A 15,722-nucleotide genomic window follows, 5' to 3' on the forward strand; every position below is an offset into this window, starting at 1 on the left:
GCACATGGCTAAGCGCATCGCTTTCGACATGGTCTACGAGGCTCCCCTGGCGACGGTGGCGGCGATGCTGTCCGACCCCGCGTTCCGCGAGGAGGTCTGCGACGAGCAGAAGGCGCTCTCCAAGACCGTCCGCATCGACGGCGGCGTGGACGCCAAGACGGTGCGCATCGAGATGGTCCAGCCGACCGAGGGCGTGCCCGGGTTCGCCAAGAAGGTCGTCGGCGACACCACGACCGTGATCCAGAGCGAGACCTGGACCAGCCCCGCCGACGCGACCGTCGACATCGAGATCCCCGGCAAGCCGGGTCAGATCAGCGGTTTCGTGAAGATCGTCGAGAAGGTCGGCGTCTGCACCGAGACCGTCACCCTCGACGCGACGGTCAAGATCCCGCTCATCGGCGGCAAGCTCGAGGACCTCGTCCTGTCCATGATCAGGAGCGCGCTCAAGCGCGAGCAGATCGTCGGGACGCGCTACCTCGCTCGCTGACGTGACCTGCCGTCATCCGAGGCCGAGCTCGGCCTTGACCTGATCCCAGCGGATAGCGGGTTCGCCGTCAGCCATCTCCGCGCGCGTCGGCGGCGGCACGAAGGTCCGCGAGGTCCTCTACTGCATCACTCAGGCCCTGTCCTGTCGTCCACTGTTCAAGGTGCTCGCAGCATCAGCGCTTGCCGAAACGCTGGTAGGCGTTCTGGCGGGTGGTGTCGAGGGCGGCGCCGATCACCGTCCACGAGTCGCCGGCCTCCCGAGCAGCGTCGACGGCGGCGCGCAGACCCTCCTCGGCCTCCTCGATCCGCTTCCGTGCCGCGATGATGTTCCGGAAGTGCGTTGCGTCGCGCGGCGGCACCGAAGACGGATCGAGCCGCTCGAGACCTGCCGACTCGGTGGAGTGCTTGGTTGCCATGAGATCACCCTCCTCAGCGGAGATAGTCGTAGAACTTCGGTCGGAGCCTGTCGGCATGGATGACGCGAGCCGGCCGGTCGACCGGCAACGCGACCAGCTCGAGCAGATTGCCTGCGTCGTCGGGCCCGATGACGAGCAGGCGGTCCTCACCGACGTACTCGAACTCGACGTAGCGCAGGGCGTTCTCCCACGCATGGAGGATCGAGGCATCCGCGATTCCGTGCCTGCGGGCGGACGGAACGATCTCCACCTATGTAAATCTACAGTTGACACGCACGTTGTCAACCTTGAGTTGACGCGATCAGTCGTCGGATGGGTCTCGTGACAGTCGCTGCGCGACCTCCTCGACCTCCGGGGACTCCCCCGAGGCTGCGGCGGCGCGGGCGTCCTGGCGCGCCCGGATCCAGATCGCCACGCCGAGGAGCAGGAACGGGCCGACCGCGAGGGTGATCACCAGGACCTGGCCCCACCAGGGCAGGTGGCCGAGGTGCAGCGCGATCACGAGTCGGCCCGGTCCCGCCCACGCGGAGCCTGGGAGCGGGTGGGCGAGGACATGTCGACCAGCTCGACCAGGGCCTCCTGGAGACAGGCACCGAGCAGGTCGGCGTCGGGCACCCAGTCGCGGTCGGCGGTGATGCCGTAGTAGACACCGCCGTCGTACGACGTCACCGAGATCGTCAGCGGATGGCCGGGCAGCAGGGGCGGGACCGGGTAGCTGGCGAGCATCCGGGCGCCGGCGGCGTACAACGGCGACTGCGGTCCGGGGACGTTGGTCACCGACATCTGGTAGCCGCGGCGCAGCTCGCGCGCGGCGACCCGCGAGCCGATCGCGTGGAACGTGGTCGGCGCGAAGCCGGCGACGCCGGCGAGCCGGTTGGCGGCGACCGAGCGGCCGGTCTCCTTGTGTGCCTGGAAGGAGTAGGAGACCTGGTGCAGGCGCACGACCGGGCTGGCCTCGCCGATCGGCAGGTCGACGAAGTGGGCGGCGATCTGGCTGCCGAGCGAGGTCGCCTCGAGCTCCTCGTCGATGACCGAGACCGGCACCAGCGCGCGCACCTGGCGCAGGCCGCCGAGCGACTCGGCGCGCGTCATCAGCCAGCCACGCAGGCCACCGGCGATGGCGGCGAGGATGACGTCGTTGACGGTGCCGCCGTACGCCGCCCGCACCGCGCGGTAGTCGGCGAGCCGGGTGTTCACGGTGACGATCCGGCGCTGCTGCGAGAGCCCGCCGTTGGTCGGCGTACCTCGTCCGGCCTTGCTGGCGACGTTGGTCAGGAACGAGCGGGTACGCCGGTCCCCCTGCTCCACGAAGCGACGGACCGCTCCTGCTCGGGTGCGCACGGTGTCCAGCAGGACCTCGGGCGAGAGCACGCTGGCCTCGACCGCGTGCGCGAGCAGCTGGGCAGGGGTCGGCGCGGAGCGCGGCTCCCAGTCGTCGGGCTCGAGGACCCGGGGGGTCGGCGAGGGGTCCAGCAGCAGCTGGCCGAGGTCGACGGTGTGCACGCCGTCGACGAGCGCCTGGTGGGTCTTGGACAGGACGGCGACGCGGCCGCCCTCGAGACCCTCGATGAAGTACATCTCCCAGAGCGGGCGGGTCCGGTCGAGCGGACGCGAGACGATGCGCGAGACCAGGTCGAGCAGCTGCTCGGTGCTGCCGGGGCGCGGCAGGGCGGAACGGCGTACGTGGAAGGTCAGGTCGAAGCCCTCGTCGTCCACCCACACCGGGTTGGCCAGGTGACCCGGGACGGTCATCAGCCGCTGGCGGTAGCGCGGCACGAACGCGAGCCGGTCGCCGATCAGGTCGAGCAGTCGGTGGTAGTCGAAGGCGCCCTCGCCCTCGCCCGGCTCGAAGATCTCGATCGTCGCGTTGTGCTGCGGCGTCTCGGGCGTCTCCTCGGTCAGGAACGCGAGATCACGGCGGTTGACCCGATCGACCACGGCGTCCCATCCTCCGACTGGTTGACTTCCTCAGGACCTGTTCAGTCCCGAGTGGGATTCTCGCAGACGCACCGCCACGAACTCCGAAAGGCTGGCTCTTGCCCTCCACGCACCGCACCGCGCTCCGCGCCGTGACCGTCACCGCCGCGCTCCTGCTCACCACGACCGCCTGCTCCGGCGGCGGCTCCGCCGGCAAGGGCGGCGCCGACGCGAGCAAGCCGCTGACCATCCCGATCACCATCCACGGCGACACCATCAGCCCCAACGGCACCCGGATCGACGCCGTCGTCGGCCAGAAGATCGTCCTCGACGTCACGACCGACGTCGCCCAGGAGATCCACGTGCACACCGGCGGCGACGGGCTCCCGATCGAGGCGGCGAAGGGCCACCACACCTACCACTTCTCGGTCGACCGCCCGGGTCAGATCGAGGTCGAGGTCGAGGACCTGCACAAGACGCTGTTCCAGCTCGAGGTCCAGCCGCAGTGATGATCGCCGCTCACGGGTTCGGCGGTCAGTCCGACCTCCCGATCCCGCTCGAGCTCGCGGTGTCCGGCGCCGTCGCGGCGCTGGTCCTGTCCTTCACCGTCCTGATCCTGGCCTGGCGCAAGCCGAGGTACGCCGTCGCGGGCGGGCGTCCGGCACCGGCGCTGCTCGACCGGGTCGCAAGGTCGGCGTACGGCCTGGGCGCGTTGCGCGTCGTCGGCCTGCTGGCGCTCGCGGTGGTGCTCGCGACGGCGATCTGGGGGCGGCCCGACCTGACCAACCCGTTCTTCGGGATCGTGTTCGTGTGGGTGTGGGTCGGCGTACCCGTCGCCTCGATCTTCGTCGGCCCCCTCTGGCGCGCGCTCAACCCGATGCGCACGATCTCCGCGGGGCTCACCCGGCTCTCCGGCGGCGACCCGCGCGAGGGGATGTTCGACTACCCCGAGTGGCTGGGCCACTGGCCGGCGGCGCTCGGCCTCTACGCGTTCGTGTGGCAGGAGCTGGTCTCGTCCAACTCGACCAGCCTCGCGGGCATGCGCCTGTGGCTGGCGCTCTACCTCAGCGCGATGCTCATCGGAGGGCTGGTGTTCGGCCAGCGCTGGTACGCCCGCGCCGACCCGTTCGAGGTCTACTCCACCTTGATGAGCCGAATGTCGATCTGGGCCAAGCAGGACGGCCGCCTGCTCCTCCGCAGCCCGCTGGCGAACCTGGCGACGGTGGTGCCGCGAGCGGGACTGGTCGCCGTGGTCGGTGTGCTGTTCGGCTCGACCGCGTTCGACTCGTTCAAGGACTCCAACCCCTGGATCCGCTTCATCCAGACCTCGTCGATCACCGGCTACACGATCAACAACCTCGGCCTGCTGGCGTTCGTCTGCGTCGCCGCGGGCGTCCTCGCGCTGGCCTGCATGCTGACCCCCGACGAGGGCGTGGCACGGGTCAGGATGCCGCGGCTGTTCGGGCACACGATCGTGCCGATCGTGGCGGGCTACATCGTGGCCCACTACCTGACGTTCCTGATCGACAAGGGCATCGAGACGCTGGCCCGGGTGAGCGACCCGTTCGGCCGGGGCTGGGACGTGCTCGGCACGGCCGGGTTCAGCTCGAACTTCTGGTTCTCCTACCACCCGACCCTGCTCGCCACGCTCAAGGTCGTCGCCGTCGTCATCGGCCACATCACCGCCGCCGTCTCCGCGCACGACCGGGCCATCACGGTCCTGCCGCCGCGCTGGCACGTGCTCGGTCAGCTGCCGATGCTGTTCGCGATGGTCGGCTTCACCGCCGGCGGTCTGTTCCTGCTGTTCAGCGGCTGACGCCCGCCATCGCGTCGAGCAGGGACGAGTGGGCTCGGGTGAGCGGCGACTCCCCCGACTCCACCAGGCTCCGGCCGGCGACCAGCGCCTTGTCGACCGCGGCCGGGTCGTCGGGCAGGAACCGCACGTCCTGCGCCCCGAAGCCGGCCAGCATCGAGGTCACGTCCGCCTCGCGCCAGCCGAGGGTGGGCCGCATCCGGTTGACCACCACCCGGACCCGCGGCCGGTCGGCGACGGCCTGGTCGAGGTGGTCGTCGAGGTCGCGCAGGGCACGCGCGAGCCGGGCCAGTCCGACCGGGTCGGCGCCGCCGACCACCACGACCTCGTCGGCGACTCTGAGGGCCTCGATGGTCAGGCCGTTGCGGGTCGCCCGGCTGCCGGGGTCGATGCTCGGGTCCTGCTCGAGGGAGAACCCGGTGTCCACCACCACCTGGGACGTACGTCGAGCGCACTCGACCAGCTGCCCCACCGTCCCGGGTCGCACCTCACGCCAGCGGTCGGGGCGCGGCAGCCCGGACACCAGGTGCAGCCGGTCGGAGAGCCGTCGCGGGACCTCGTGCCACCGCTCGACCAGCAGACCCGCAGCCACGTGCCGTGCCGCGGCCAGCAGGCCGGAGATCTCGTCGAGCACGCCGAGGTGCTGGCCGACGGAGGCGCCGTAGGGGTCCGCGTCGACGAGCACCGTGCTCAGCCCGCGGCGGGCCAGCTCGGAGGCCAGGCCGATCGCGGTCGTCGTACGTCCTGGGGCACCGGTCGGCCCCCACACCACGACCACGCGGCCCGCCGTGATGCCGGGAACGTCGCGGGTGTCGACGGGCTCGGACTCGCCCGGCAGCCGCTCGGCCGGGTGCGCGATCGAGGGGCGCCGGATCGCCTCGGCGAGCTCCTCGAGGTCGTCGGCGCCGACGATGCCGGCCAGGCCGATGCGGGTGGCACGGGCGCGGGTCCGCTCGAGGTCGCGTGCGACCGCGATGAGGCGTACGCCGTGCTCGGCGAGCTCGTCGACGACCTCGCGGTCCAGACCCGGCGTCTCGGCGCCGATCAGCGCCACCTCGGCCTGGCCGGTGCTCGCGGTGGCGAGCAGGTCGTCCACGTCGACGCAGCGCTTGAGCACGATCACGCCGGGGTCGGCGGCGAGGTGCGACAGCGCGGCCGCCTCCCAGCCGGCGCCGATGTCGACGACCACGACGACGATCGCGGCCATCAGTGCACCGCGAGATCCACGGTCGGCTGCTGCATCGCGGCGATCCGGCGCTCGTAGACCTCCACCATCGACGCGGGGACGGCGAGCACGATCTGACGGGTGCCGTCGACCGCGAACGAGTCGGCGTAGCCGGGAGCGGCCAGCACGGTGACGCCGCTCAGCGCCTTGCCGTCGAGGTCCTTGCCGCCGGTCGGCGCGGCCTGGTCGTCGAGGTAGACGTCGACCACCGATCCCGCGTGCACGCCGGGATCCACCCGGCCGGGATCGACCTGCACCGAGACGCGCACCAGGTCGGACGCGCCGGCCTCGGTGACCGCGGACCGTGCCAGCAGCTCACCGGCCCCGACGACACGGTCCAGGACCATCCCGGTCGGCGGGTCGTCGTCGGCCGAGAAGTAGAGCGCGAGGTCGCTGTCGTCGGCGAAGTGGACCCGGCGTACGACGACGTCGTCGGCACTCAGCGGCGCGCCCGGCCCCGTCTCGTGCGCCATCGCCCACACCCGCGCGGTGTCGTCGGCACCGCCGAGCAGCCGGGCTCCCGCGATCGCCGAGGCGACCACGAGCGCGACTCCGATCCACAACCTGGGGTCACGCCAACCGCTGCGGCCCACCCGTTGGGCGGACGGCGTCGTCGGCGTGCCCGGACTCCCGAGACTGGACACCCGCACATCATGCGTCGCGCGGCCCGATTCGTCACCCCGTTCTCCACAGGCCGTCGTGCCGGACGAGCGGCGAGGGGCCGGAGATGCCACGATGTGCCCATGGCAGCCAGCCCCCGATTCCTCACCCTGGCCGACGTGGCCGAGGTGCTGAACACCTCCAGCGCGCAGGTCTACGCGCTGGTACGCCGCGGCGACCTGCCGGCCATCAAGATCGGCGGCCGCGGTCAGTGGCGGGTCGAGGCCGACAAGCTCGAGGACTACATCGCGCGGATGTACGACCAGGCCCGCCAGTTCGTCGCCGAGCACCCCTTCGAGGACGCCGACGCCGAGGCCTGAGGGCAGGGCCTGTGGATTGCCGTTCTCATTGGTTTCAGATGGAACTGAAAGGGAATTCGGAGTCTTGCGGGTCGGTTTCGGCGCGCATCATCGTCCGGCGTACGCCGGACCGACGCAAGGACTCGGGACATGCCTGACACGGAGCCCCTCGGGGCACAGCCGCCACGCGCCAAGGCGAAGGGGATCGACGCGGTGAGCGACCTGTCCTCGGCCGTGGTCGCGATCTACGCGTGCGTCTACGGGTTCGCAATCCTGATGATCCGCGGCGAGCTCCACCGGGACGACGGCTGGCTGTTCACCCCACCGATCCTGCTGGGCGCGATGATCGCGATCGCCGAGTGGTGCGGGTGGCATCCCAGCCGGGCCGTCCGGGACCGCATCCGCTTCGGAACCGTCGCGCTCGCGATCCTCGGCATCGTCGCCAAGGTCGTCATCGACCGCTGACGGGCGTTCAGCCGACCTTGCCGGTGAGGGTGATCTCGGCGCTCGACGCCTTGCCGTCCCGCACGAACCCGATCTTCACCTTGTCGCCCGGCTGGTACTTCCGGACGGCCACGACCAGGCTGACGTTGTCGGTCACGGCCTCGCCGTCGACGCTGGTGATTCGGTCGCCGACCTCGATGCCCGCCCCGTCGGCGCCACTGCCGGCGGTGACCGCCTGCACGGTCGGGCCGTCGAAGTTCAAGCTCTTCTCCGCCTTGAGGGACACGCCCAGCAGCGGGTACTCCGCCTTCCCGCTGCGCAGGATCTGATCGGTTGTCACCCGGACCTGCTCGACCGGGATCGCGAAGCCGACGCCGATGTTGCCGGCGGTGCCGGAGGTGGAGCCGCCCCCGGAGGTGGCGATCGCGGAGTTCACGCCGATGACGTCGCCGTGCAGGTCGACCAGCGGACCGCCGGAGTTGCCGGGGTTGATCGCGGCGTCGGTCTGGATGGCGTCGATGAACGACTGGTCGTTCTGGGTCTCTCCGGTCGAGACCGGGCGGTCCATCGCGCTGACGATGCCGGAGGTGACGGTGGCGCTCAGGCCGAGCGGAGAGCCGACGGCCACGACCGGGTCGCCCACCCGCATCGCGCGGGACTGACCCAGGGAGGCGGGCTTCGCGTCGGGAGCGTTCTTCACGTAGAGGACGGCGAGGTCGTAGACCTGGCTGGTCCCGACGACCGTCGCCGAGTAGCGCTTGCCGCCCTGGTAGACGACCGTGATCGGACCCTTGTCCGCGACGGCCTCCTTGACGACGTGGTTGTTGGTGATGATGTGGCCCTGCTTGTCCAGGACGAACCCGGAGCCGGTCGCACCGTCGGCCTCGCCGCCGTACTCGGCGACGATCTGGACCGTGCTGGGCAGGACCGCCGCGGCGACCGCGGCCACCGAGCCGCCGTTCTTCAGCGGCGGCAGCGGCGCGAGGTCCACGCCGTTCAGGCCGTCGGCGGAGCCGCCGTTGCGGGTCGAGCTCTCGCGGTAGATTGCTGAGCCGGCGATGCCGCCGACCAGGCCGAGCACGAGGGAGAGCGCGGCGATCGCGGGCCACATCCAGCCGGGCGTACGTCGCTCCTGACGCGGGCCGCGCGCGGGCGGCGGGAAGGCCGCGGCGGCTGCCGGAAGACCGATCGTCGGCGGGGGCGGAGTCGTCGGGAGCACGGCGGTCGGCTCGGGAGCAGCGGGGACCGCGGCAGGCTCGGCCACCGGCGACGGCTCGACCACCGACGACTCGGCAGGCGGAGGCGCCTGACCCACGGGCGGCGCCCACGGGGACCCGTCGGACGCCGGAAGGATCGGCTGGGTCTCCTCGGACGGGTTCTGCTCGTCGCTCACGGGGCCATCATTGCCGATGGCTCAATGGAGCCGGCGGCTGACCGGGACCATCGGCGCCGGCGAGCTGGGGGCGACGTACCGGATCTGCGTGGCCGGCGGCTGCGGGTCGCTCAGACCGGTGCCCGGACCGACGACGAGCGCGACGATGCCGAGGACCGCGGCACCGACGGCGCCACCCCCGACGACCGCGACACCGAAGGCCGTACGCCGGTGTGCCGGCTGGTTCGGCGCGAGGTAGGACTCCCCCGGCGTCAGGTTCAGCAGCGAGCCCTTCAGGCTGTGCGAGGCGGGCAGCCCGCAGTCGACCGCCTGGAGGCCGGCGAGCCGGGACTTCACCCAGCCCTCACGCTCGACGAGGTCGCGGCAGGAGTGGCAGCCGTAGACGTGGCGCCAGGCATCCTCGGCCTCGGCGGGCGGCAGCTGCCCGTCGAGCAGCGCGCTGACGCGAGCACCGAGGTGGCCGATCACGCCCCGGCCCCCTGGACCAACGGGCCCGCGAACCGGGTGCGGCCCTCGCTCGGGGCGCGGTGGGCGAGCGCGGTGCGGAGCATGGTGCGGCCGCGGTGGATCCGCGAGCGGACCGTGCCGATCTTGGCGCCGAGGATCTCGGCGATCTCCTCGTAGCTCAGGCCCTCGATGTCGCAGAGCACCACCGCGGCGCGGAAGTCGGGCGGCAGCGCCGCGAGGGCGGCCTCGACGTCGTCGTCGAACGTGCCGTCGGCGTACGCCTTGTCGGGGTGGGTCGGGCTGGCGAGGCGTGCGGCGCGCTCGTCGGAGAGCGCGTCGAAGCGGATGCGCTGCTTGCGGCGCGCCTGGTCGAGGAACAGGTTCGTGGTGATGCGGTGCAGCCAGCCCTCGAAGGTGCCGGGCGTGTAGGTGTGCAGGCTGCGGAAGACGCGGACGAACACCTCCTGGGTGAGGTCCTCGGCGTCGTGGCGGTTGCCGGTCAGGCGCATCGCCAGGCGGAAGACCCGATCGGAGTGCTGCTCGACGATCTCGGCCCACGCCGCGGGGTCCGGCTCGACATGTGCGTCCACCGTCCCCTCCTTCCTCCGCATCCGTGCGACCAACCCGATCGCCCTCCTGACGTTAGAAGTTGTGCCTGAGACTTCCCTGTGAGCCTGCTGCGAACATCCCCAACAGGTCCGACACCGGTCCCAACGAACCGGGAGGGGGCGTTGTTCCCCTTAGGGTGGGCAGGTGGCCGTGAGCGCGATGAACCAGACCAGTTGGACGTACGCCGAGAACTACGTGGCCGAGGACGACGTCCTCGCCGCCGCGCGGGCGCGGGCCGACGAGGTGGGCGTCGCACCGATCGGCTCCGGCACCGGTGCCTCCCTGCGCTTCCTGGCCGCCGTCCTCGAGGCGCGTGCCGTCGTCGAGATCGGCACCGGCACCGGCGTCTCGGGCCTGTGGATGCTGCGCGGCATGCGTCCCGACGGCGTGCTGACCACCGTCGACGTCGAGGCCGAGCACCAGCGCCTCGCCCGTGAGACGTTCAAGGAGGACGGCGTACCCCCGCAGCGCGTGCGCACCATCGCCGGCTCGGCCCTCGACGTGCTCCCCCGCCTCACCGACGGTCACTACGACCTGGTCTTCGTCGACGGCGACAAGCGCGAGTACACCGCCTACCTCGCCGAGGCCATGCGCCTGCTGCGCCCCGGTGGCGTCGTCGCGTTCGACAACACCCTGTGGCACAACAAGGTCGCCGACCCGTCCCAGCGCGACGAGCAGACCGTCGCGATCCGCGACCTGGTCCAGGCGGTCGCCACCCACGACGACCTCATCCCCGCCCTGCTGCCCGTCGGTGACGGCCTGCTGGTCGCGAAGAAGGTCTGGTCGCCCGAGGCCTGATCCCTCAGGCCTGCTCGCCGCGGGCGGCCGTGGCGAACCCGGCCGCACCCTCGGCGATCGAGACGACCTCGCACGGCTCGATGGCGATCGGCGCGCTGCCGATCAGCTGAGAGCCGGGAGCCTCGGCGGCACCGGCCGTGAAGGTCGTCTGGAACGACGCACGGGCGGACTCGTCGGCGAAGACGTAGCAACCCTCGAACCACTGGCCCGGCACCATCCGCCAGGTCTTGTAGGCCAGGCCCTCCATGCCCTCGAAGCGCGCGTGCGAGGTGTCGGCGACGTAGTCGCGCAACGCCTGCTCGATGCCCTCGGGGGCGGCGGTCAGGGACCAGCGAACGGTGAGTCCACGCATGCCTCGGACTCTAGTGCGTCCGGTCGTGCGTCCGGTTCGAGGTGGTCCACCTGCAGCGTCGTGTGGCCGATGCCATGGGTGTCGTGCAGGAGCGTCTCGGCGCTTCGGCGTACGTCGTGGCAGTCGGCCGCGGCATCGACGTACACGTGCGCCGAGAGGGCGACCTGCACCGAGGAGATCTGCCAGATGTGGAGATCGCGCACGGCGACCACCCCGTCCAGCGCCAGCACCAGCTCGCGCACGACGATCGGGTCGGTGCCCACGGGAGCGGCCTCCATGAAGACGCGGACCGACGCCCGCACGAGACGTACGCCGGCCCGCACCATCAGTGCCACGACGACGAGCGTCGCGACGGCGTCGGCGCGCTTCCACCCGGTGGTCACCATGACGACACCTGCGATCACGGTGGCGAGGAACGCGAAGAGGTCGGTCAGGACGTGCTGGAAGGCGCCCTCGACGTTGAGCGAGCGGCGGTCGGCACGCGAGAGCGCCCACGTGGCGGCCAGGTTGACGGCGACTCCGACGAGCGCGGTCACCAGCACGGCCACCCCCGAGACCGAGGGCGGGTGAACCAGGCGTCGTACGGCCTCGACGAGCAGCCAGACCGAGAGCACCACCAGCGTCGTGCCGTTGGCCATCGCGGAGAGGATCTCGGCCCGCTTGAGGCCGTAGGTGTAGCTCCCCCGGGCCGGCCGCGCTGCCAGGTCCATCGCGAGCAGGGCCAACCCGATCGCGGCCGCGTCGGTCAGCATGTGGGCGGCGTCCGAGAGCAGCGCCAGCGAGCCCGACAGCAGGCCGACGACCACCTCGCCGCCCATCAGCGCCACGATCAGCGCCAGCGCGACCCACAGCCAGCGACGGTCGGAGTCGGCGGAGACGCCGTGGTCGTGGTCGTGTCCCATCAGGACCGGGTGGAGATCCCCGCGAGCGGCTCGGGCGTGCCGAGCCAGGACAGCAGCAGCCGCGGGCCGAAGCCGGACGGGCCGGGGGTCCACTCGTGCCAGTCGGCAGGTACGTCGCCGACCGAGGCGATGTCGAGGTGCGCCCACGGGACGTCGCCGACGAAGTGCCGGAGGAACAGCGCCGCCGTCAGCGCGCCCGGACCCGACGGGTCGTTGCGCGCATCGGCGATCTTGGAGGCGAGGTTCTCCTCGTAGCCGTCGTGGAGCGGGAGCCGCCAGACCGGCTCGCCCGCTCGCTCGCCGGCGCTGTCGAGCGCCTGGGCGAGCGCGTCGTCGGTGGCGAACAGGCCGCCGACCTGCTGGCCGAGCGCGACCTTGACCGCACCCGTCAGCGTCGCCACGTCGACGAGCACCGACGGGGACAGCTCGGAGACGGCGTACGCCAACGCGTCGGCGAGGACCAGCCGCCCCTCGGCGTCGGTGTTGCCGACCTCGGTGGTGCGACCGCCCCACTGGGTGATCACGTCGCCGGGACGCATCGCGTTGCCGGAGATGACGTTCTCGGCGGCGGCGACCAGGCCGACCACGCGCACCGGGCAGTCGACGTCGGCCAGGGCCGCCATCGTCGCCAGGACGACGGCGCCACCGGTCATGTCGCGCTTCATGGTGGCCATGGAGTCGCCCGGCTTGATGTTGAGGCCGCCGGTGTCGAAGGTGATGCCCTTGCCGACCAGCACGACGGTCGGCAGGTCCTTGCGGGCCTTGGCGGAGATGCCGCGGGGGACGTAGTCGAGCCGGATCAGGCGCGGCGGCGAGACCGAGGCACGACCGACGGCGGAGATGCCACCGAAGCCCTCCTCGAGCAGGGCCTGCTCGTCCCAGATGCGGACCTCGAGCCCGGACTCGGCGCCGATCAGCTCGGCCTGCTCGGCGAGCCAGCCGGGGTTCTTGAGGTTGGAGGGCACCGTGGCCAGCATCCGGCTGCGCCAGCCGGCGCCACCGAGCGCGACCGCGCGCTCGAGGTGGGCGCGGTCGCCGGGCACGCCGAGCGTGGCGATGACGGCCTGGGTGACCGGTCGGTGCTCGGGGCCGGTCGAGCGCCAGCTGAAGTCGAAGGAGCCGAGGGTCAGGCCGACGACGAACGCCTCGAGGGCGCGGTCGGCGTCGTCGTCCTCGGCCGCGACCGCGGCGAGCGAGGAGACCAGGCCGGCGCGGTCCTTGCAGACGCGGGCCAGGGCGGCCGCGGCACGGCGTACGTCGATCGGGCGGGCCGCGCCCACGCCGACGAGCACGACCAGCCGGAGGTCGGCGTACCCCTCGACCGGGGTGAGCACCGGGATGCTCGCCGTCTCGCCGACGGCACCGGTCAGGCGGTGCGCCTCGGCGGCGGCGAGCAGGTCGATGCCGAGGGCGTCGCCGAGATCGGCGGCACCCGGACCGAGCAGGACGTCTCCGTCGTCGCCCGGGAGGACGGGGACCGCGGCGACGTCGACGCCGCGGACACCCGCCAGCACGCCGAGAGGTTCAGCACTGAGTGCGAACTCCGGCGGTGAGACCTGTGCAGGGAGAGAGGCTGAAGTCACCCGACGACGTTCTTGAGCGCGTCGCCCAGGGCGCTCGCCTCATCGGCCTTGAGCTCGACGACCAGACGGCCACCGCCCTCGAGCGGCACGCGCATCACGATGCCACGGCCTTCCTTGGTGACCTCGAGCGGACCGTCACCGGTCCGAGGCTTCATCGCCGCCATGCGGCACCCCTTCTGTCGCTGCTGCTGAGACATCCGCGCCCGACTCCACGTCGGGCGCAGAACCATTATCTCCTATGCGTGTTCCAGCGCACATCTCGCCCTTCGTCTCGCCCGCAACCTGCTCCGGCGACGGGCGCGACATCTCGTCGGCCAGGCGCCTCAGGAGGGCGTCGACCTCGGACATCCGGTAGCCCCGGAGGGCCAGGCTGAAGCGCACCGTGCGCAGGTCGCCGGCGGCCAGCGGGCGATCGGCGGGGACCAGCGCATCAGGGCGGTCGTCGTACGCCGGACGCATCGGCTCGCCGTAGCCGGCGGCCAGCATGGCGATGACGCCCATGGCCAGCACGACGATGATCGCGAACACCCACATCATCGGATCGCTCACCCTCACTCCTTGCGGTCGCGAGCGGCGACCATGAGCGCGACGGCCTCGTCGACGTCGTCGGTGACGGTGAGCATGTCGAGGTCGGACTGCTTGATCCGTCCGTCGTGCAGCATCGAGCCCTTCATCCACTCGATCAGGCCGGTCCAGTACTCGCTGCCCATCAGCACGATCGGGAACTGGGTGATCTTGCCGGTCTGCGCGAGCGTGATCGCCTCGAAGAGCTCGTCGAGCGTGCCGACGCCTCCCGGCAGGACGACGTACCCCTGGGAGTACTTGACGAACATCGTCTTGCGGACGAAGAAGTAGCGGAAGTTCAGGCCGAAGCTGACGTACTCGTTGAGGCTGGTCTCGAAGGGCAGCTCGATGCCGAGCCCGACGCTCGGGCCACCGGCCTCGGACGCCCCCTTGTTGGCGGCCTCCATCGCGCCGGGGCCGCCACCGGTGATGACGGCGAAGCCCGCGTTGACCAGCGCCGCGCCGACCTTCTCGCCGAGCTGGTAGCCGGGGTGCTCGGGAGGGATCCGCGCCGAGCCGAACACCGAGATGGCGGGGCCGAGCTCGGCCAGGTCGTTGAAGCCCTCGACGAACTCGGCCTGGATCTTGAGCACCCGCCACGGGTCGGTGTGCACCCAGTTGCCGTCGCCGCGGGTGTCGAGCAGCCGCTGGTCGGTGGTCGAGCCGATCGGGCGACCCTTGCTCGGGCGCGGTCCGGGGCTGCTGCGGCGGGTCATCGGTGCTCCTCCTGGGTGGTGGCATTGCCGGTCGGGTCGCTCGTCAGCCAAGCACGCAGGGCTTCCTCGCACTGGTAGATGCGCGAGATGAGGACCTTCTCGTCCTTCTTGTGGGCGTACGCCGCGTCGCCGGGCCCGTAGTTGACGGCGGGGATGCCCAGGCCGCTGAAGCGGGCCACGTCGGTCCACCCGAACTTGGGGCTCACCGGCTGCCCGACCGCCTCCACGAACGCCTTGGCCGCCGGCAGCTCCAGGCCGGGCAGGGCGCCCGGGCTGGAGTCGGTCACGGTCACGTCGTAGCCCTCGAAGACCTCGCGCACGTGGGCGAGCGCCTGCTCCTCGCTGAGGTCCGGGGCGAAGCGGTAGTTGACGGTGACCACGCACTGGTCGGGAACGACGTTGCCCGCCACTCCCCCGGAGATGGCGACGGCGTTGAGCCCGTCGCGGTACTCCAGCCCGTCGATGACCGGGCGGCGCGGCTGGTAGTCGCCCAGGATCGCCAGGATCGGCGCCGCCGCGTGGATGGCGTTGCTGCCGGTCCAGGCGCGTGCCGTGTGGGCCCGCTCGCCCGTCGTACGGATCTCGACGCGCAGCGTGCCCTGGCAGCCGGCCTCGACCTCGGCCCGGGAGGACTCCATCAGGATCGCGAAGTCGGCCCGCAGGAGGTCGGGGTTGCTGGCGGCCAGCTTGCCGAGGCCGTTGTGGACCGCGGCGATCTCCTCGGCGTCGTACAGGACGTAGGTGAGGTCGCGGTTCGGGTTCGTCAGCTCGGCGGCGAGCTTGATGATGACCGCGTCGCCGCCCTTCATGTCGCTGGTGCCGAGGCCGTGCAGCCACTCGCCGTCGTTGCGGCTGGGCATGTTGTCGTTGACCGGCACGGTGTCGAGGTGGCCGGCGAGGATGACGCGCTCGGGGTGCCCGAGGTCGGTACGGGCCACGATGGTGTTGCCGAAGCGCTGCACCGTGAGGTGGTCCCGACCGGTGAGCGCGGCCTCGACGAGGTCGGCGATGCGCTGCTCGTCCAGGCTCACCGACTCGATGTCGACGAGCTGCTCGGTGAGGGAGACGACGTCGGTCAGGTCGAGCTGTTCGGACACA

General features: G+C 71.5%; 22 protein-coding genes. 6 read left to right on the top strand and 16 right to left on the bottom strand.

Annotated elements, in window-relative coordinates:
- The first annotated feature begins 4 nt into the window (after positions 1-4).
- Positions 5-487, top strand: a complete 483-nt coding sequence (locus ACYVJ3_RS12830) for a DUF2505 domain-containing protein (protein ID WP_460853411.1) — start codon at positions 5-7, stop codon at positions 485-487.
- Positions 488-659: 172 nt separating this feature from the next.
- Here the strand turns inward: ACYVJ3_RS12830 and ACYVJ3_RS12835 are convergent, their stop codons facing one another.
- Genes ACYVJ3_RS12835 through ACYVJ3_RS12850 form a run of 4 tightly spaced genes read right to left on the bottom strand, consistent with a single transcriptional unit; the run spans position 660 to position 2,840 of the window.
- Positions 660-902, bottom strand: coding sequence for a hypothetical protein (locus tag ACYVJ3_RS12835; RefSeq protein WP_460853412.1), 243 nt, complete (start codon positions 900-902; stop codon positions 660-662).
- Between the two features lie 13 nt (positions 903-915).
- Entirely contained in the window at positions 916-1,152 is a 237-nt protein-coding gene (locus tag ACYVJ3_RS12840) for a hypothetical protein (protein ID WP_460853413.1), read from the bottom strand.
- 51 nt (positions 1,153-1,203) lie between these two features.
- The gene (locus ACYVJ3_RS12845) at positions 1,204-1,404 is read right to left on the bottom strand and encodes a hypothetical protein (RefSeq protein ID WP_460853414.1); all 201 of its coding nucleotides are present in this window, start codon (positions 1,402-1,404) and stop codon (positions 1,204-1,206) included.
- A complete protein-coding gene (locus ACYVJ3_RS12850; protein ID WP_460853415.1) occupies positions 1,401-2,840 on the bottom strand; it encodes a WS/DGAT/MGAT family O-acyltransferase in 1,440 nt (479 codons plus the stop codon). The genes ACYVJ3_RS12845 and ACYVJ3_RS12850 overlap by 4 nt, the downstream gene beginning before the upstream one ends.
- A 98-nt stretch (positions 2,841-2,938) precedes the next feature.
- Between ACYVJ3_RS12850 and ACYVJ3_RS12855 the strand changes: the two genes are divergently transcribed.
- Positions 2,939-3,328: a hypothetical protein gene (locus tag ACYVJ3_RS12855; protein WP_460853416.1), complete on the top strand. Its 390-nt coding sequence runs from the start codon at positions 2,939-2,941 to the stop codon at positions 3,326-3,328.
- Positions 3,328-4,635, top strand: a complete 1,308-nt coding sequence (locus ACYVJ3_RS12860) for a hypothetical protein (protein WP_460853417.1) — start codon at positions 3,328-3,330, stop codon at positions 4,633-4,635. Before ACYVJ3_RS12855 ends, ACYVJ3_RS12860 begins: the two co-directional genes overlap by 1 nt.
- Here the strand turns inward: ACYVJ3_RS12860 and ACYVJ3_RS12865 are convergent.
- Positions 4,625-5,839 carry an AAA family ATPase gene (locus ACYVJ3_RS12865; RefSeq protein ID WP_460853418.1) on the bottom strand — a complete coding sequence of 405 codons (1,215 nt, stop codon included), beginning with the start codon at positions 5,837-5,839 and terminating at the stop codon, positions 4,625-4,627. The genes ACYVJ3_RS12860 and ACYVJ3_RS12865 overlap by 11 nt on opposite strands.
- Positions 5,839-6,501, bottom strand: a complete 663-nt coding sequence (locus ACYVJ3_RS12870) for a hypothetical protein (protein ID WP_460853419.1) — start codon at positions 6,499-6,501, stop codon at positions 5,839-5,841. The genes ACYVJ3_RS12865 and ACYVJ3_RS12870 overlap by 1 nt, the downstream gene beginning before the upstream one ends.
- 99 nt (positions 6,502-6,600) lie before the next feature.
- Between ACYVJ3_RS12870 and ACYVJ3_RS12875 the strand changes: the two genes are divergently transcribed.
- Positions 6,601-6,837: a helix-turn-helix domain-containing protein gene (locus ACYVJ3_RS12875; RefSeq protein ID WP_460853420.1), complete on the top strand. Its 237-nt coding sequence runs from the start codon at positions 6,601-6,603 to the stop codon at positions 6,835-6,837.
- 129 nt (positions 6,838-6,966) lie between these two features.
- Positions 6,967-7,281, top strand: coding sequence for a hypothetical protein (locus ACYVJ3_RS12880; protein ID WP_460853421.1), 315 nt, complete (start codon positions 6,967-6,969; stop codon positions 7,279-7,281).
- 7 nt (positions 7,282-7,288) lie between these two features.
- Here the strand turns inward: ACYVJ3_RS12880 and ACYVJ3_RS12885 are convergent, their stop codons facing one another.
- The 3 genes from ACYVJ3_RS12885 to sigE are packed head-to-tail and all read right to left on the bottom strand — an operon-like array spanning position 7,289 to position 9,690.
- Positions 7,289-8,653: a S1C family serine protease gene (locus tag ACYVJ3_RS12885; protein ID WP_460853422.1), complete on the bottom strand. Its 1,365-nt coding sequence runs from the start codon at positions 8,651-8,653 to the stop codon at positions 7,289-7,291.
- Positions 8,654-8,674: 21 nt separating this feature from the next.
- Positions 8,675-9,121, bottom strand: coding sequence for a hypothetical protein (locus tag ACYVJ3_RS12890; RefSeq protein WP_460853423.1), 447 nt, complete (start codon positions 9,119-9,121; stop codon positions 8,675-8,677).
- The gene (gene sigE, locus ACYVJ3_RS12895; protein ID WP_460853424.1) at positions 9,118-9,690 is read right to left on the bottom strand and encodes an RNA polymerase sigma factor SigE; all 573 of its coding nucleotides are present in this window, start codon (positions 9,688-9,690) and stop codon (positions 9,118-9,120) included. The genes ACYVJ3_RS12890 and sigE overlap by 4 nt, the downstream gene beginning before the upstream one ends.
- A gap of 178 nt (positions 9,691-9,868) precedes the next feature.
- Here sigE and ACYVJ3_RS12900 point away from each other — a divergent pair, with 178 nt between their 5' ends.
- Positions 9,869-10,507, top strand: coding sequence for an O-methyltransferase (locus ACYVJ3_RS12900; RefSeq protein ID WP_460853518.1), 639 nt, complete (start codon positions 9,869-9,871; stop codon positions 10,505-10,507).
- A 4-nt stretch (positions 10,508-10,511) separates the two neighbouring features.
- On the opposite strand, the gene ACYVJ3_RS12905 is transcribed toward ACYVJ3_RS12900, so the two are convergent.
- The 7 genes from ACYVJ3_RS12905 to dapE form a co-directional block, all read right to left on the bottom strand.
- Positions 10,512-10,859, bottom strand: a complete 348-nt coding sequence (locus ACYVJ3_RS12905; RefSeq protein ID WP_460853425.1) for a hypothetical protein — start codon at positions 10,857-10,859, stop codon at positions 10,512-10,514.
- Complete coding sequence (locus tag ACYVJ3_RS12910) at positions 10,829-11,761, bottom strand: cation diffusion facilitator family transporter (protein ID WP_460853426.1); 933 nt, start codon at positions 11,759-11,761, stop codon at positions 10,829-10,831. Before ACYVJ3_RS12910 ends, ACYVJ3_RS12905 begins: the two co-directional genes overlap by 31 nt.
- Entirely contained in the window at positions 11,761-13,275 is a 1,515-nt protein-coding gene (locus ACYVJ3_RS12915) for a leucyl aminopeptidase family protein (protein WP_460853427.1), read from the bottom strand. The genes ACYVJ3_RS12910 and ACYVJ3_RS12915 overlap by 1 nt, the downstream gene beginning before the upstream one ends.
- 65 nt (positions 13,276-13,340) lie before the next feature.
- Positions 13,341-13,508, bottom strand: coding sequence for a DUF3117 domain-containing protein (locus ACYVJ3_RS12920; RefSeq protein ID WP_460853428.1), 168 nt, complete (start codon positions 13,506-13,508; stop codon positions 13,341-13,343).
- Complete coding sequence (locus tag ACYVJ3_RS12925; RefSeq protein ID WP_460853429.1) at positions 13,480-13,893, bottom strand: DivIVA domain-containing protein; 414 nt, start codon at positions 13,891-13,893, stop codon at positions 13,480-13,482. Before ACYVJ3_RS12925 ends, ACYVJ3_RS12920 begins: the two co-directional genes overlap by 29 nt.
- A gap of 2 nt (positions 13,894-13,895) precedes the next feature.
- Positions 13,896-14,624, bottom strand: a complete 729-nt coding sequence (locus tag ACYVJ3_RS12930) for an LOG family protein (protein ID WP_460853430.1) — start codon at positions 14,622-14,624, stop codon at positions 13,896-13,898.
- On the bottom strand, positions 14,621-15,721 hold the full coding sequence (dapE, locus tag ACYVJ3_RS12935; protein WP_460853431.1) for a succinyl-diaminopimelate desuccinylase: 1,101 nt from the start codon (positions 15,719-15,721) through the stop codon (positions 14,621-14,623). The genes ACYVJ3_RS12930 and dapE overlap by 4 nt, the downstream gene beginning before the upstream one ends.
- Between the last annotated feature and the right edge of the window lies 1 nt (position 15,722).

It is taken from the genome of Nocardioides montaniterrae (assembly GCF_054782655.1).

Bases quoted from the DNA above. Each gene is read 5' to 3' on its own strand.
- ACYVJ3_RS12830 (WP_460853411.1), top strand. From the start codon at position 5: ATGGCTAAGCGCATCGCTTTCGACATGGTCTACGAGGCTCCCCTGGCG.
- ACYVJ3_RS12875 (WP_460853420.1), top strand. From the start codon at position 6,601: ATGGCAGCCAGCCCCCGATTCCTCACCCTGGCCGACGTGGCCGAGGTG.
- ACYVJ3_RS12905 (WP_460853425.1), bottom strand. From the start codon at position 10,859: ATGCGTGGACTCACCGTTCGCTGGTCCCTGACCGCCGCCCCCGAGGGC.
- ACYVJ3_RS12835 (WP_460853412.1), bottom strand. From the start codon at position 902: ATGGCAACCAAGCACTCCACCGAGTCGGCAGGTCTCGAGCGGCTCGAT.
- ACYVJ3_RS12860 (WP_460853417.1), top strand. From the start codon at position 3,328: ATGATCGCCGCTCACGGGTTCGGCGGTCAGTCCGACCTCCCGATCCCG.
- ACYVJ3_RS12910 (WP_460853426.1), bottom strand. From the start codon at position 11,761: ATGGGACACGACCACGACCACGGCGTCTCCGCCGACTCCGACCGTCGC.
- ACYVJ3_RS12865 (WP_460853418.1), bottom strand. From the start codon at position 5,839: ATGGCCGCGATCGTCGTCGTGGTCGTCGACATCGGCGCCGGCTGGGAG.
- ACYVJ3_RS12900 (WP_460853518.1), top strand. From the start codon at position 9,869: ATGAACCAGACCAGTTGGACGTACGCCGAGAACTACGTGGCCGAGGAC.
- ACYVJ3_RS12930 (WP_460853430.1), bottom strand. From the start codon at position 14,624: ATGACCCGCCGCAGCAGCCCCGGACCGCGCCCGAGCAAGGGTCGCCCG.
- ACYVJ3_RS12920 (WP_460853428.1), bottom strand. From the start codon at position 13,508: ATGGCGGCGATGAAGCCTCGGACCGGTGACGGTCCGCTCGAGGTCACC.
- ACYVJ3_RS12880 (WP_460853421.1), top strand. From the start codon at position 6,967: ATGCCTGACACGGAGCCCCTCGGGGCACAGCCGCCACGCGCCAAGGCG.